Origin of the sequence: Agrobacterium deltaense RV3, from assembly GCF_900013505.1 — a bacterium.
GTDB lineage: Bacteria > Pseudomonadota > Alphaproteobacteria > Rhizobiales > Rhizobiaceae > Agrobacterium > Agrobacterium leguminum.
In genome coordinates this window covers 171,238-185,300 of record NZ_LT009747.1, presented here as the reverse complement: position 1 = coordinate 185,300, position 14,063 = coordinate 171,238, and the positions used below count along the sequence as shown (strand labels likewise).

Here is a 14,063-nt window from a genome sequence, read left to right as displayed (position 1 = left end):
CTGAATGCTGCAACCGGTCGGGGTGTTGTTGAAATGGGGCCATTCATCCGAAACGGGTTGTATCCAGTCGAAGTGCGTTAAGCAAAAAGATCGGCAATGGCCAAGTCTTCTCGACCAGCTTTGGGAGATTTGGACGACGCGACCGTCGTCCGCTTGCCGTCTCGCGCGTCCGACATAGGTTTTGGCGCGCGAACAACACCTGACGAAGGAAGTTGCCATTTCGGAGGGAAAAACAGCTCTATATCCCCCCCAGATCCAGAATATTTTGCTTTAATCCGGCTGCGCGCGCTGGTCAGTTCGGGAACCGCCTCGCGGCAATATTTGTCGAGTTCGCAGAACAGGCCCTGGCAGTCGATGCCATGCAGCCTGCGGCCGAACAAACCTCGGAAGGGCAGCCCCAGGCGTCGGAATTCCTCCTCCTGCCGATCCACCATCCAAAGGATGGTGTCCGCGGGCGAGTAGTCTCCAAGGTTTGTGAAGGCCTTCTTCAAGCCACGCAGCGCACCTGGGCCCGCCTGGGTATAGTCATTCTCGCTGAAGTCGAGCAGTTCGGAGTAATTGAGGTCGATCGCGGTCTGGTAAGCCATGAACGGCCCCATCAATGGAAAGCTTTGCAATAGTTCGACCACGGCCTCCAGTGATGGTGCCTGTAGTACCCGTTCGGCACAGGCGTGATCGAGGAACATGTGCTTGAACAGCGCCACGTGGTTGCGGTGCTTCTCGTCGAAACCGAACGCCTTGTTGGCGCAAAGGATAAACGCACCGGTGTAGAGGCCGCCGTTCTGCGCCTTGACCCGATCGAGAGCCTGCTCGAATTCGCCTGAGCGCAGATGATCAAGGCGCGGTGCTCCGCCGAGTTCGGAGGTCACGGATCCCCATGTGGTGATGTTGCTGAAGGTGCGGAAGGCGGTGATCTGGAATACCCGGTCACGGGCGGTGGTTTCGGCGTCCTGGCCGTACGCCACGTCCTTGATCATGAACTGGGAGACCCGGTCAGCCGCCCGAAAAACGTTGCAGAACTTATAGACTTGCAGGATTGGGTCGGGAGTCCAGGGCTGGCTCTGTCCGGCCAGTCTTGCCTCAAAGGCGGCTTGTCTCCGTGAGGCGAACGTCCAATACAGCTCGTAAACACCCTTGCGTATTTCGGGCGGCGTGCGTCGGATGACGTAAGTCGGGAACTCGTTCATAGCTGCCTCAAGAATACACCGGTGCCGTGCAGGTTGAAGTATCGCGTGTCGGCCGCAAGTCTTTTCGCGGCTATCCTCTCACCAATAGTGTCAATGTGACGATCGTGTCCCGTCCAATGGTCAAAAACGATCGCACCCCCGATTTGGGTCCGGTCCGCTATGACACGGATGATCGCCTCTGCCGACGTGAAATTGTCGGTATCCACGAAAGAAAGCACCAGATCTTCTGCAGCAAGGCGTGACACGGTCTCCACCACGTCACCCTCGACCACCTCCACGTTGCGCCCGGCGAAGACGGCTCTGACCATGTCCACATCGAGGAACACGCAATCGGGATGGTGATACATGTCGAGCGGGCTGCGCTTATCCGGGAAACCGTTGAACGTATCGAACCCATACACTTTCCAGTCGGCCCCGAGCGCCTCAATGAAGCGCGAGATCAGCATGGTGGTGCCGCCCTTGAACATGCCGAACTCCGCCACGCAACCCTTCAGGCCCCGGCGGCACGCGTTCTGCAGGCACTGGTAGATGTGGACGAGGCAGTGTTGATAGCCATTGGCAAAGGACGGAATGAACAGATCGCGCTTGATCTCGTTAAAAACAGGATCGCTGAATTCAAAGTGCGAGAAGCCGCTGATCAGGATTTTCGTCTTGGCCGGCAGCGTTAAAGCGATGGCTTCGAGTATTGGCTCCTTCCCTGCGTCCTCGGCGATGACGAGGATGTCTGGAGAGTGGGTGGATAGGTCTATGAGCGGTTTGACCGACGCTCCGCCTTCCCCGGCAAAAATGCCTATCAGCTCGGCAGCACCTGAGGTGAGAACCGGGTCCGCCGCAATGTCGAAGGCAGCCGCAGACCAGCCCGCAATGGCCACTCGCGAACCCGGCTGGCGCTCGGTCACGGCCTCGCGCAGCTTTGCCTTGAGTTTTGCGAGGTTTTCAGGACTCATATGAGGCTCCGAATTGAAGAAAGGCATTCAGAGCCTGCCTGTTGCCGTGAATAAGCAGTGCGAGTAGTTCAGCCGCGTATTCCGAAAGGGTTCTCACCAATTCGAGCCTTTCCTCAAGTGGAGCGTGTTCTTCGGCCCTGCGCCAGCAAGACTCAAAAGCCGAATTCACGTCTTTGATTATCTCGACGAGGAGGCGAGTGGGTGGCTTCAATTCTAGCCAGTCGATCAAGGTGTTGAAGTTCTCCTCGTGACCGCTGAGCGGGACGGGCGCGTCTGTCGGCAGCAGCGCGCCAGCAGGAAGGCTCTCGGCGAGGAAAAGGCGGTATTTCTCCACGTAGACGAGCAAGTCCACGGCGGTATCCAGGCCCGTCTCGCCGGTGAGGCTCGCACCGGTCGCGCACAGTGCGTCGAGTCGGTCCACCTTGCGGGCAATGTTCGGCTGGATGCTGACCAGCTCGCCTCGTTTTTTCCAGGCTCCGCCATAAGCGCGATCCTTCTCCGCATGCAGTCTTTTGACGGCCGCCTTGAAGTCGCCAACCATGTCGGCGCTACTGCGCGACCGCGCCGCAAGGAAGTCGGCAATGGGTCGCTGCGGGACCGTTTGCAGAAGACTGGGATACATGCGGCCGTACCGCTCGTAAAGCGCGGCCACATAGTCGCAGGCAGGCAACTGCGCCAGTTCACTGGCCAATCGCCCTTCGTCCCACAGAGTGTGCGCTTGGGCGACATGGACCAGCGTCAGGCCGCTGTCGAGCAACAGGTCGCCCACGTGTCCGAAGCTTCCAAGTGGCGCGTCAGGTCGCGCGGAAATCTCGGCCTCGATCGAAAACCAGCGGTCGAGCTTCGGCTGGAAGTCATCCCAGGACGTCGCGAACACCGCCCGATCTACGCCGAAATCGTAAGGCGAAAGCCCCTGGAAGCCAGCCACCATTTGTCCGCCGCGGTCGAAGTGGTCGGAATAGAGGTGAAACGACATAGCGAGATAGTCTGCCTGCCCGACCTCCGCATTCAACCAGTAGGCCAGCATCTCATGCAGAATGCTCCATTCGAACGCGTTGGCTCCCGAAAAACCCCACCACACGTCGTTGCTGCGCAGCGCCGCGGACATATGCAAGCGATCTTCGCGGATGATCCAGCCAAGCCAGTTATTGCAGGGGATGTCTTTGGATTGAGCGTAGTCAAGCGCGGGGTCAAACAGAGTCATGACAGCCTGGCGGCTCGTACGATCAGCTAGCAAAAGCCTTCGCACCGCGTCTATCTGGTCGACGCTACCCCAACGTCGCAGGCGCGGGCCATAGGCGCCCCTCCATGTTTCACCGTCATCAGAAAACAGTGGTGCGCGCGGGAGGTATTTCTTGAGCCAGACGATGTCATTTCTGCCCGCCAGCACCCACATGCTTTCCGCGAATTGCGCAACAATGTCGTTATGGCGTTTCGGGACAAACAAGTAACGCTCAAGCGGCCGTTCAAGTCGCGTATTCCTTGCAATAAGCTCTTTCGTCTGGCGCTCTTTGACAATGACGTCCGCTCCATTGAGCAAAAGCTCCTGAACGCTACAGACCGAAGCAAAACTGATGTTTCGATAGGACGGCATGTCGATTGCGTCATTTCACTTGTTGGAACGGAATTGTATCGACGAGAACGCGAGGAATCAGGTAACGCCCGAAACCCTAGGTTAGATTAGGCAACAGGAAAGTAAAGGTTCACGCTTGTCCCAGTTCTCTCACCTGCCAAGCAAAACGAACTTACCCACAAGTTCCTCGATGCTGATGATTTTTGGCCTACCATAAGAAGAGTATGAACTAAGTCTGCCCAGGAACCGAAGTCTTCCGGTCGCGCAGAGATCATGGCCTATACGGGCCAAACCGGCGATCCGGTTCTTCGAGCGGCTGACGATCAGGCCGCACTGATACCCCGTAGCCGTCAACTGCGAGGGCGATTGTATTATAGTTCTCAAAAAAGACTGCAACACTCTAGGCGTGGTGACTGCGCGTTCAGATCATGCGCTGGAGCGTCGGTGAGAAACGCTTAGCGCTTGACGCGAAATCACAAGGATCGGCAAGGACCTGGTTAGGATGCGCAGTAATCTCGGGAGCGAGCCAATCTATGAGCGGCTTGCCCTCGACAGCATCGAATTTACGATAGTCTCGCGGATTTCGAGAATACTTTAGCGCGTCACGGACTGTTTGCGGCATTACTGGAGCAGACGCGCCAAAATAAACGAACTGATTGGATAACAGCACTCGGTTGATCCGCGTGTCATGCGCGGTATTGAGCGGGCATTGGGTGCCGTCCACCTGACTGTGAACTGAATCCTCCTGAAGCCATGGGGAAGCAGGTTCGTCGCGATGGTAAATATTGTCACCAACCTGTTTCTTCGGCGTCCCGTTGCGCACTGGACGCCGAGTGGTGAAATCAGGATGCGACCAATATTCGTCAAAAGTGGTCGTACTTGTGACGATCATCGCGAAGACACAGCGCATAGCGGGTTTGATCTTGACGCCAGTTAACCCAATGATCCAGTCGCCATCGACAGCCTTCTCACGGATCTTCGGTTTGCAGCACGCCAAGCTACAAAGCCCGCCAAATGGATTGGGGGCAAAACCTAGGTCATAACTCACCGCATAGACATAAATGCTCATCATCAGGCAGCGCAGTTACTGCGGGGAGTATTGTTGGCAGGCTCGCGCGGGCCGCCGTCTGGTTTCTCAAACGGATCGCATTTGCCTTCGATTGCATCGATCACGCTCTCCGAGTTCCAACTGACCAGTGCATCGCCATACTTATTGAAGGCATCAGGCACGTCATTTTCGGTGCCGCCACGCTCATAAACGCCAACAATTCGCTTACCGAGCTCGTTCGCCTTCTTAATTTCCCAGTCGACCCAAGGACGCTGGTGTGTATCTTTGCCGATCAGCACCACAACAGTGGATGCCCAAGACATTTTCATGCGCAACAGGCGCTTGAGCGTGCGGTCCGGAATGCGCCCTTCATCCAGACGGCGTTGATTAGCCGGCTTGGCGCGAATCGAACTGTTGCGAATCTCGTAACCAGATCGCGCGAGCATACGCGTGAGCCCTGTAACACGCGCATCATCCGCATGGTGATGGCTGATGAAGATGTGACGCCGACCGGCCATTGGAAGCTTTCCTATCACAGAAGATCTATTGCTTAGATTGCTAACACCAGACGAAGTTTTGACGCAATGTACTTACTTTGTTCCTGTTTTGCAACTATCGTGTGCAGAAAGCGGCCTCGACGTCTGAACGATGCACTGGCCGACGTGCGGAAGCGCGAGAAACAGGTCAGGTGTAGGATTCGCCGATTCTTGGCCCGATGTCACCGGTAAGGGTGCCATTCAGTCAATGAGCGGTGCGGATTATGCACAACTGCTTAGAATAACATGAATTTAGTCCGCCAATGTGCACTGCTCGTTGCCTTGGCTTTTCGCGATACGCGGAAGTGAGCTTAGCCGCCCCCCGCATGACTACTTCACCTCGTCCCACCGCAGATCAGTACTATCAGGTGAGAGTCTCGATCATCCGATCATGCGAGTCTTTCATTTCGCGTAGAAGATCTTCGATCTTCCGGAACGCGCCTGCATCGCTCTCGCTCCATTTTGCGCGCTCTGCCTGCCATTCGCGACGCGGATGCATCGGAAACTCGCCTTCAATACGGCTACGATGAAAACCTCGTGCAGAAGTCGAGACGTGGCGGCCTATCTGGTAAGCTCGCCGCCGGTTCGCGCCAGCCTTTCGTGCTTCTGCGCGAATTCTTCGCTGGGTCGAACTCATCAGCTCGATAATGGACAGCCCGGCATAGTGGTTGGAATCCGAAACAGTCTGTGCATGCCCATCGGTCCAGAACACGCGCCCGTGCGGATACCAGAGTCCGTCCGGCATCTCATAGAACTCCTGTGGCTTGAGCAAGAAGTCGTCCGGCGAACTTCTTGCCGCAACGGTAAACGAGGGCTGGCCGTACCCATCGATCCAGCTGATGGCAAGCGCCTGCACCTGCGTGTCATCGATCATGATGCCGTTGGGACCTTTGAGGCCGTCAAGGATTGCCTTTGCGTAATTGTCGAGGTCGGCGGTTTCGTCCGTCTCTAGCGTGGTTTGCACGTCCACATGCAACGTGATCTCAAGATTGACCGCATTCGCGTAGAGCCACCGGTTGGTTAGCGCGGCTTGGATCGCGGCGCGAAACTCTCCCCGCTGGACTGCACCATTGCCGTATGGCACCGGCGCGAATTGGAAATGGTGCTGCCATTCGCCAAACATTGGGTTGATGCCCGCCAAAACCCCCTTGCGCTCCATTGCGAGCGGATCGTCAAAAGTGAAAGCCTGCGTCTCCAGAGCTTCCTGGGCGTTGGGCTTTGCGGCGTCGGTCCGATCATTATCCATGTTGTGCTCTTTTCCTCACGCTTGGAACAGTAAAGCCAGCCGGCCTTCGTGGCAGCGAAACCGCCCATTAAACCGAAGAAAGAATTCGGAAAGTGGCTTCTACAACGCTGATCGAACGGCCGCGACAAATTTGTTGTAGGCGGTCGCATCCCGCTTCATCATCACTCGAAGCCCGGCATGGATTTCGAGTTGCACGCCCGCGCGGGCGCTTCCGCGGTTGCAGATATTCTCCGGTTCCATACCGCCATATGCGCCGTCTGTCACGACTTCGCTGTTGAAGCCGGCGCCTTGCAGGGCTTCGTGGATACGGCTGCGCAGTGCCTCGTCGCGTCCGCCTATCTGCAGGGATCGGGCGTCCCCATCCAGACCATGAATGGTGACCACTTTTTCGCAAGGCTCGATCAGCGCCACTGCGCGCTCCTCGTCAAAGCGGTGAGAGGTGATGTGCAGAACCTTGTTGCCGTTTTTCTTGAGACCTCTCAGAGCATAAAAATTATGGTCATTTCCGGCGATGGAATCTGCGAGTTCGGCTGTTAGAAATTCGATCCCGCCGCCATGTGGCGCGACAATTGCCACCTTGCTGCCGTCGGCGTGGCGCGCGGTTACGCTGTAATCGACTTCTTCCCGTTCTTTCAGGCGGAGCTCTTCGAAGCTCCTGTATTCATCCTTGTGCGTCACTGTTCCCTCTCGCTGGCGCCACTTTCCGTCCTGTTAGGGAGGTCATACCATTAAAAGCATCGGATTTGACGCTATCATCATCCGCATAACCTGCGGGCGGCGCGAACGACGCACGCTGAATCGACATGTATAAAGACCTCCGCTAGCGTAGACAGTAGACTTGGAGCTGCCTGTCAGCTTCCGCGGCGAATTACAGCCAAGCTAAATTCTTGGCTCGCCTAGAGAATCTATTACAGAGAAAATTTGAAATAACAGGGGCGTTGGTTCTAATCCCTTCAAGAGCTAGAGACGACGGCAGTCGCGCGACGCATGCGGGCATTTTACGTTCATGCCTGCAATGGGCTGAGAGACTAAACCATCACACTATGCGGCCTCCCACACTTGATTGAGGATCCGGGCCGCCAATGCTGCTTTGTCCTGTGGCAGAAAGCGCCCATAGTGCTGCTGCACGACGTCTGGCGTGTCTTGGATGGCATAACTTGCCTGCTCGTAGGATCCAGTCTGCTTCAGGATGTGAGTAGCGAGCACGTCTCGGACATTGTGAGGACCATGAGGAAGGAGCCCCTTGATGGCGCCGCGGCCGGTATACGGATTGTAAATGCCATAGCGCTGAATCACCAACCGCCAGGCCTCGTAAAACGTCGTCTGATTGTAAGCGGCGTCAATGCTGGTCGTCTTAACTGTCTTGACGAACAGCGTGCCGGGATCGGATGCGCGACCCAAGAGCACCTTCCGATGCCGTTCGATATAGGCATTGAGGTAGGTGTAGAGATCAAGAAGATCCGGCAGCACCAGGCGAAATGGCTTCTGCCCGAAAAAGGAGGAGCCCGAATTCTTGAAAGCGTTGGATGGGATGAAGACTTCCCACCCACGCTCGCGTTCGTTCCAGCGCAGTTCACCGCACTTCATGTCTTCGAGCCGGCGTTCCGCCGTGGGGAACTGTCCGCGTGGGCAGACCAGCAGTTGCCGAAGGTTTTTCTGCCTGAGGCCGAGATGTAAGCCAAGCCTCAGCATAAGAAACGAACGGACGGCCTCAGCGGCCGCTCTCGGGTAGCGGTGCTCGTCGGGCATCCGCTTCAAGATCTCCTCGGTGATCTTCCGGTATTCAGCGAGCGGGCTCTGCGCTTCCAGCACGCACATGATCGGCTCGAATGGATCGCGGTGGACCCGCATCACCCGCTGGATTTCTTTTGAACGGTTGGCGGCATGGCGATGGAAGTTTTCGCATGCGCCATGCCAGTCCCGACGAGCAGACTCGATCTCGTCTGTCGTGAGCAGTCCTTCGATTGGCTTCACGTTGCGCAGGAGTTCGGGATGTTGGCGAATCCAGCCGACTTCAGCGCGAGTAAGGGCCATGGCCACCATCAGCATGTCGTCTTCCCATTTAGTAAAGAAGCCGCGACGGCGCTCGCGCCACTGCAGATACCAATCCCACACGCCCGGGAAGATCAGGAGGCCGAAGGTAAGTTGATTGAGCGGCACGCCTCGGCCTTTGACAACCCCGTTCGGGGATGCCGCAAGTGCCCCAAACATCAGGCCGAGATGTTCGATTTTCTGGCTGGCTGTCTCCTCATTCCAGACGCCATTTCTGCGGAAGCCGATCTCGGTGAGAGTCGACGTTTTGAAGCGGATGAGATCTGCCATCTCCATCGCAAGCCGAGGGGGTGCATCGACGACGCCGGAGAGCAGGTCTGGATCCTCGAACGCCTCGGTCGAACACCCTTTTTTGTCCTCATCTCGCAGCCAGCTAGAAGCCGCTGGTCGAGGGGTGAGTGCACTCCCGCCATATGTGATCCCGGGGAACCGGATTGCGTAGCGCTGCTTCGTCGCTGCCGCTTGGAAACGCCTGTAATCGGTCGATCCCGAGATAATGACGCGCCGGACCCATTCCAGGATCTCTTCGCGCTTCGAAAAAGGCAGGCTGCCGAAGTCGTCGGGAAGATGCCAGGCAAGCCGGCGCCGCTCCGCCGGGCTGATGTCTTCCAGATCGTGGCCATATAAGGACCTGGACTGATGTGGCAGTTTCGCTTTGAAGTAGCCGTTCGGCAGGCCGTATCTGCGCTCAATGCGGCCGAGGATGTCGAAGCTTGCGACCGAGCGAGGTACACGCTGGCCCTCTATCCACGAAAGCAAGGTTTTTGCATCAAAAGATTCGTCTATCCGAACGACCGCTCTATGGAGTTGCCAGTAACTCTCGCCAAAGCGACGCATTTGATAGGCGAGGGCATCTTTGAATGAACTAGGATCTTCGTTCGCCTCGAACAAAGGTTCTGGTTTGTCAGAAACGCGCCTCGGCTTAGGGCCGGGGCGGCCAGTTAAACGGGAGCTGCCGACCTCTTCAACTCCGTGATGCTGGTCCATCGGGGAGGGGGCAAACTTGTTCGTGGCACGAGCTTTGGGTCTCGCTTGCGGTCTTTTACCTTTCTTGGCGTCGTCTTCTACAGGCGGCTCCTTCAGCCAGCGCATGATCGCATCCAGTGCTGGTCGCAGTTGCTTCTTCAACGCTGTCGTCAGCGCTTCATCGATCCCGCAATCGTGTGCGATCTGCCGCCAGTCATAGCGGTTGTTTGCAAGAGCCGGCGTCGTTCGAAACGCGATTAACGCCAGAAGGTAGGCGCGGAGGTTGTCCACTACCCAATCCGGCGCAACGGGAACAATGCGGACATCGCAGTAGGTCGAGATCTTTTTCTGGAAATGGCGTTTGGAAAGGTCTTCGTTTGGCATGTGTCATCCCATATTTTCTCGGGGCCTCAGGCCGAGGGCGTGCGGAATTAGGGGCAGACGGTTAAGAAACCGTAAAGTTCATAAGGACGACCCTATGACCCAAGAATGTTGTCGGGCGGTCTCGTCAATTTTTCAAGGATTGCGCGGGCTCACGTCAATCCGGTTATGTTCCGGCGAAGCATCCCTGAAAACTTCTTCAACCCGCCTTGATGAAGCGCGTCGACGAACGCCTCAACCGATGGGATCGACTTTCGCAGATTATGTCTCGCACTTTTGACACTGGAGATTAGCGCTTCCGGAAACGCCGCATGGAGATCGGTGAGGAAATCATCTGGCGACTTGCTGGTCACACCATGGGCGAGAAGGTTTCTTGCGGGAAAGTCCTTCAGGTTCCAGGTGACGATGACGGAGGCTTTGCCCGCGATGGCTGCCGCGAGGACATGTCGATCGTCGGGATCCGGTAGCGTGAGATCTGCAATAAGCGGGCGATGGTCCCCGACCGCTGCCTCCGGGAGGACCGCGTTCATCCGGTCGCGCGTAGCTTCCAGGCGGTCGATGGACAAACCTGGTGTGTTGACGGCGAGATTGCGCATCCACTCATCATGTATATCATCGGTCCAGCGCGCCTCGACGAGACCGTCGAAGGCGCATTGGATCAGAATGTTGCGGAGGTGGAAGGGGTAGAGGACGCAGGCGTCGTAGACCGCGACGGGCGGATTAGAGGCCATAGGTCTCGATCAGGTCCTCTGTGTCCTCGGCAAGGGCCTCCATTGCCGTCTGTCGTTTGTCGAGCTTCGACTTCAACGCGAGCACATCCTTCAGGAGGGCGCGGCGGTGTTTGCCGACGTAGCGGAATGGCAGATCGCCCCGGTCCATGCGCAAGACGACGAGCGGACGAGAGATGCCGAGGATGGCTGAAGCGTCACTTGGGCTCACTTCCTGGTCCTCGGCCAGCACTGCAACGCGCTCCCCGCGCAGCATATGCGCCAGAAGGGCTTCGACAGCTGCGGCGGCCGAGGGTGGTATCGGGAGCGTGCGCGCCTTGCCGCCTGCATCACGAACGTGGAGTTCCAGCCTGTCGCCGGCAACCAGCTTTGGCAAGGGCGTAGCAATTTTTCGATCGCAATCTGACAGTCTGGCGAAATGAACAATTTGGCTGGCCATGGGATATCTCCTTAGCCATGAAATATAGCGAAAAAGACCTCTATCTGCAATAACTGAAAGTGTGGGTTGGTTGCGATGGCGGTGATGGGGCGGTTCTACGGAACGCCGGTTCGATTCCGATCAAGGCGAAGACGCTCGCAAGGCATCTTGCTCGAGCTAACTGTGGTTCATTCGCAACGACGGCTCTGCGCCTTCGAAGCAGTCGTTGTTCGTTATCCACGGATAAAGCTGCTTTGCCCCCTTCATTCCAGACGTAAGCATAGCAATTACACGCTCCCTAAAGCAGTCTTTTCGCTTATCAGGCCTTCAACGATCGTTAAGGGATGGGAAATTGACTGGCAGGTTTCGGGCGACGGCGGCGGGAAAGCTGCATCCCACCGGGCCAGCGAGCTTTGGGCGGCAGTGCACTTACATCGCCACTCCTTCATTCCTGCCGCTCCTCAGGAGTGAACATCGCGTGTATCGATGGAGGGTCAAATTAGCCCTCGTTCTTTGATATTAACGGTTTTACAGAACGCAAATATCTGTACGGGTTGGCTTCGAAGCTATCCCGCCCCCAAATGACCTTAATTGAAGGATTGCTAAACAGGCGAGCGAGCCTCATCATCGTGACCTCGGCAGCAATTGCAACGGGCGCTGCCGCCGGGGGCTTTAATGCCCGCGCCCGCAATCTGAAAGGAGGACACCATGTCTTCCAGCGTTCACGCCGTCGATTTCGATCCCGGCAGCAATCGTATTCTCAACCAGATGCTTCATAAGGCCGGATATGTAACGGCGAGGATGAAACCGCTGTCAGGAGCGCTTTCAAGTCAATCGCGCACTGTGTTGCTCCGGTTCATGTCCGGAGTCATTCGCCAGCGAGACGATGGTTTTCCGTCGGGACCGGAGTCCATTTCTGCTTTCGGACGACCGTGACTCCATAGGTGAACCTCGTGTCTGGTTACGCTCCCAGCTCCGTTTCCGCAGTCGAGGCTGTGAAACGGCTTAGGAACTACAACTAAATGCTGAGAATATTGGTGAGAAAAAACTAAAAGTTGACAATCGCATATGAGCGACCTATATGTTGATTGTCGATATTTGCTTGCTTAGCTTTGGTTATCGCGCGTCTGGCACCGTGCCCTGAACGAGCCTTTTCTCTCAAAAATCGCTATCGCATCTGCAGCGCCGCAGGCGTTGTGGTCCTCTTATTGCTATGAAAGGGTTCATCATGACCACTGGCACAGTTAAATGGTTCAATTCCACGAAGGGCTTTGGCTTCATCCAGCCTGACAATGGCGGCACCGACGCGTTCGTGCATATCTCGGCCGTCGAGCGCGCCGGAATGCGCGAACTCATTGAAGGCCAGAAGATCGGCTACGACCTTGAGCGCGATAACAAGTCGGGCAAGATGTCGGCTTGCAACCTCCAGGCCGCTTAATCATCCCGGTATCCGCTCTCCGTTGACCACGGATGTACTGGCACTGGCGAGAGCATGATACCAGCAAGGTCAGGCAGATTGCCTGACCTTTTTTTGTTGCCACGGCGGCGTTCAATCTGGAAAAGCCATGTCACAGACACACAGCAAATCCCGGCAGAAGGCGGAGATTGCCTTCGCCAATACTCAATCGCAATTCTTCGCGCGTAACAGCGCCGTCGAGGAACTCGATTCCCTCGTTCTGGCCCGCGAGGAAAAGACGAGGCGGCTTCGTGAAGCGCGACTTGCGAAAGAATTGAAGGACCGTGAGGCGACGACAGCCTCTCTTCTCACGAAACGACGGGCCAAGACGGTCTGATCTGCCCAGGAAGAGTGGGGCGCGGACGGATAAAACACGACGAGGCCGCCCGCAATCGGCGGTACGCCAATCGCAAGGCAAGGCGGTTATAGCAAATGGCTTGGTCACGTGAGATCATCAATCAGGCTCTGTCCGCAGTTTCTTTCAAACCGTTGCACTCCGCAACCGAAAGGGATACCTATGGCAGACAGTATCGGCGAACTTCAGGCACTCAACACGGCATGGCAGATCGCAATCCAGGAAATCCTGCGGATGGTGATCCGAGACATGTATCATGCGGCCGGAGAGGAAGCCTTTCTGGCGAACATCAAGCGGATCGAAGAGGCCGCCGTCGACAGCATTTATGCAGACCTGCGGCTACGCGGGACGAATGAATGGACGGAAGCGCTTGTCAAGGATAATGCGAGTAACCTTGTAACCACGCTGCTGACATCGTTCACATATGATCGAATCTAGTGGAAGATCGGGCCGTGAGCCGCATCGCTGCTGTTTCGTATGAGCATGTTGATAAGTTCGCCTTTGCGCGCGGCAAGTCGCTGGCGAGCGTCTGCTTTCAGGAATTATATGGGAGGCTCACGGCCCTAACGTCCGAACGGACGCCTATGGCGGCAAGATGGAAAACCGCGCGCGTCTGATACTCGAGGTCACGGCCACGGTGGTGCAGGAAATCGGCGGCGAGCGCACGGGTGTGCCGGATTTCGCCAGTTTCGCCTACAAATAGTATTTCCTGTAGCGGTCCCCAGACGCAATACGAGTATATCATCAATCGACTTGATGTTCTCGGCATCACCTGCATTCACGTCGTTGAAGGCGCGACGGGCCGCCCGCGCGACGTCGCACCCTTCGAATACGGATCGCTCCGCCGCCGCTTCAGCAGGACATATATCGCCAATAATCGCTGTGACCTCGACCTTGCGACGCCGCATCGGGCCCATGGCAAGGCAGATCTGATCGCCTTCGGACGCCCGTTCGTCGCCAATCCGAATCTCGTCGAACGACTGCAAAGCGACCCCGGCTGAGATCCGGTCATGCTGTATGGCGGCGGCGCTGCGGGTTATATCGATTATCCCGCTTCATCGGGACTTCCGGCAGTGAGCCATCAGGGGGCGTACTTCGGGGGAGCTCCTGCGATATCGATCATCATCAATCTCCGATAATTCCCAAGGCTGCGTAGCCGGATGCCGCGCC

Annotated in this window: 14 protein-coding genes and 1 pseudogene; 5 read left to right on the top strand and 10 right to left on the bottom strand. The window is 56.7% G+C overall.

The features are described from left to right. Nucleotides 1-77: 77 nt before the first annotated feature. The 10 genes from AGR7B_RS24605 to AGR7B_RS24560 all read right to left on the bottom strand — a co-directional run bounded on the left by AGR7B_RS24605 (nucleotide 78) and on the right by AGR7B_RS24560 (nucleotide 11,103). Entirely contained in the window at nucleotides 78-1,187 is a 1,110-nt protein-coding gene (locus AGR7B_RS24605; RefSeq protein ID WP_080858352.1) for a nucleotide kinase domain-containing protein, read from the bottom strand. After that, complete coding sequence (locus AGR7B_RS24600; RefSeq protein WP_080858351.1) at nucleotides 1,184-2,134, bottom strand: TylF/MycF/NovP-related O-methyltransferase; 951 nt, start codon at nucleotides 2,132-2,134, stop codon at nucleotides 1,184-1,186. Before AGR7B_RS24600 ends, AGR7B_RS24605 begins: the two co-directional genes overlap by 4 nt. Further along, on the bottom strand, nucleotides 2,124-3,728 hold the full coding sequence (locus tag AGR7B_RS24595; protein WP_080858350.1) for a thymidylate synthase: 1,605 nt from the start codon (nucleotides 3,726-3,728) through the stop codon (nucleotides 2,124-2,126). The genes AGR7B_RS24600 and AGR7B_RS24595 overlap by 11 nt, the downstream gene beginning before the upstream one ends. A gap of 400 nt (nucleotides 3,729-4,128) precedes the next feature. Then, nucleotides 4,129-4,779 carry an Nmad2 family putative nucleotide modification protein gene (locus AGR7B_RS24590; RefSeq protein ID WP_080858349.1) on the bottom strand — a complete coding sequence of 217 codons (651 nt, stop codon included), beginning with the start codon at nucleotides 4,777-4,779 and terminating at the stop codon, nucleotides 4,129-4,131. Next, nucleotides 4,779-5,273: a TIR domain-containing protein gene (locus AGR7B_RS24585; protein ID WP_080858348.1), complete on the bottom strand. Its 495-nt coding sequence runs from the start codon at nucleotides 5,271-5,273 to the stop codon at nucleotides 4,779-4,781. The genes AGR7B_RS24590 and AGR7B_RS24585 overlap by 1 nt, the downstream gene beginning before the upstream one ends. 382 nt (nucleotides 5,274-5,655) lie before the next feature. Continuing rightward, nucleotides 5,656-6,537, bottom strand: a complete 882-nt coding sequence (locus AGR7B_RS24580; RefSeq protein WP_080858347.1) for a RusA family crossover junction endodeoxyribonuclease — start codon at nucleotides 6,535-6,537, stop codon at nucleotides 5,656-5,658. 99 nt (nucleotides 6,538-6,636) lie between these two features. Further along, nucleotides 6,637-7,215 carry a poly-gamma-glutamate hydrolase family protein gene (locus AGR7B_RS24575; protein ID WP_080858346.1) on the bottom strand — a complete coding sequence of 193 codons (579 nt, stop codon included), beginning with the start codon at nucleotides 7,213-7,215 and terminating at the stop codon, nucleotides 6,637-6,639. Nucleotides 7,216-7,578: 363 nt separating this feature from the next. After that, nucleotides 7,579-9,939 carry a hypothetical protein gene (locus AGR7B_RS26055; RefSeq protein WP_080858345.1) on the bottom strand — a complete coding sequence of 787 codons (2,361 nt, stop codon included), beginning with the start codon at nucleotides 9,937-9,939 and terminating at the stop codon, nucleotides 7,579-7,581. A 149-nt stretch (nucleotides 9,940-10,088) separates the two neighbouring features. Beyond that, entirely contained in the window at nucleotides 10,089-10,667 is a 579-nt protein-coding gene (locus AGR7B_RS24565) for a PIN domain-containing protein (RefSeq protein WP_064263091.1), read from the bottom strand. Then, nucleotides 10,657-11,103, bottom strand: a complete 447-nt coding sequence (locus AGR7B_RS24560) for a MerR family transcriptional regulator (protein ID WP_064263090.1) — start codon at nucleotides 11,101-11,103, stop codon at nucleotides 10,657-10,659. Before AGR7B_RS24560 ends, AGR7B_RS24565 begins: the two co-directional genes overlap by 11 nt. Nucleotides 11,104-11,790: 687 nt before the next feature. On the opposite strand from AGR7B_RS24560, the gene AGR7B_RS24555 reads away from it, so the two are divergent. The 5 genes and pseudogenes from AGR7B_RS24555 to AGR7B_RS24535 all read left to right on the top strand — a co-directional run. Then, nucleotides 11,791-12,018: a hypothetical protein gene (locus AGR7B_RS24555; protein WP_045534684.1), complete on the top strand. Its 228-nt coding sequence runs from the start codon at nucleotides 11,791-11,793 to the stop codon at nucleotides 12,016-12,018. A gap of 292 nt (nucleotides 12,019-12,310) precedes the next feature. Continuing rightward, a complete protein-coding gene (locus tag AGR7B_RS24550; RefSeq protein ID WP_003519970.1) occupies nucleotides 12,311-12,520 on the top strand; it encodes a cold-shock protein in 210 nt (69 codons plus the stop codon). A gap of 127 nt (nucleotides 12,521-12,647) precedes the next feature. After that, nucleotides 12,648-12,875 (top strand): hypothetical protein, encoded by a 228-nt coding sequence (locus AGR7B_RS24545; RefSeq protein WP_034499643.1) that lies wholly within the window; start codon nucleotides 12,648-12,650, stop codon nucleotides 12,873-12,875. A 180-nt stretch (nucleotides 12,876-13,055) separates the two neighbouring features. Then, the gene (locus tag AGR7B_RS24540; protein ID WP_080858344.1) at nucleotides 13,056-13,331 is read left to right on the top strand and encodes a hypothetical protein; all 276 of its coding nucleotides are present in this window, start codon (nucleotides 13,056-13,058) and stop codon (nucleotides 13,329-13,331) included. A gap of 121 nt (nucleotides 13,332-13,452) precedes the next feature. Continuing rightward, nucleotides 13,453-13,891: pseudogene (locus AGR7B_RS24535) on the top strand (oxidoreductase); the annotation flags it as partial. Nucleotides 13,892-14,063 lie beyond the last annotated feature (172 nt).

Excerpts from the sequence above, each read along its gene's own strand:
- AGR7B_RS24545 (WP_034499643.1), top strand. The coding sequence starts at position 12,648 with ATGTCACAGACACACAGCAAATCCCGGCAGAAGGCGGAGATTGCCTTC.
- AGR7B_RS24600 (WP_080858351.1), bottom strand. The coding sequence starts at position 2,134 with ATGAGTCCTGAAAACCTCGCAAAACTCAAGGCAAAGCTGCGCGAGGCC.
- AGR7B_RS24555 (WP_045534684.1), top strand. The coding sequence starts at position 11,791 with ATGTCTTCCAGCGTTCACGCCGTCGATTTCGATCCCGGCAGCAATCGT.
- AGR7B_RS24540 (WP_080858344.1), top strand. The coding sequence starts at position 13,056 with ATGGCAGACAGTATCGGCGAACTTCAGGCACTCAACACGGCATGGCAG.
- AGR7B_RS24585 (WP_080858348.1), bottom strand. The coding sequence starts at position 5,273 with ATGGCCGGTCGGCGTCACATCTTCATCAGCCATCACCATGCGGATGAT.
- AGR7B_RS24605 (WP_080858352.1), bottom strand. The coding sequence starts at position 1,187 with ATGAACGAGTTCCCGACTTACGTCATCCGACGCACGCCGCCCGAAATA.
- AGR7B_RS24560 (WP_064263090.1), bottom strand. The coding sequence starts at position 11,103 with ATGGCCAGCCAAATTGTTCATTTCGCCAGACTGTCAGATTGCGATCGA.
- AGR7B_RS24580 (WP_080858347.1), bottom strand. The coding sequence starts at position 6,537 with ATGGATAATGATCGGACCGACGCCGCAAAGCCCAACGCCCAGGAAGCT.
- AGR7B_RS24590 (WP_080858349.1), bottom strand. The coding sequence starts at position 4,779 with ATGATGAGCATTTATGTCTATGCGGTGAGTTATGACCTAGGTTTTGCC.
- AGR7B_RS24565 (WP_064263091.1), bottom strand. The coding sequence starts at position 10,667 with ATGGCCTCTAATCCGCCCGTCGCGGTCTACGACGCCTGCGTCCTCTAC.
- AGR7B_RS24550 (WP_003519970.1), top strand. The coding sequence starts at position 12,311 with ATGACCACTGGCACAGTTAAATGGTTCAATTCCACGAAGGGCTTTGGC.
- AGR7B_RS26055 (WP_080858345.1), bottom strand. The coding sequence starts at position 9,939 with ATGCCAAACGAAGACCTTTCCAAACGCCATTTCCAGAAAAAGATCTCG.
- AGR7B_RS24595 (WP_080858350.1), bottom strand. The coding sequence starts at position 3,728 with ATGCCGTCCTATCGAAACATCAGTTTTGCTTCGGTCTGTAGCGTTCAG.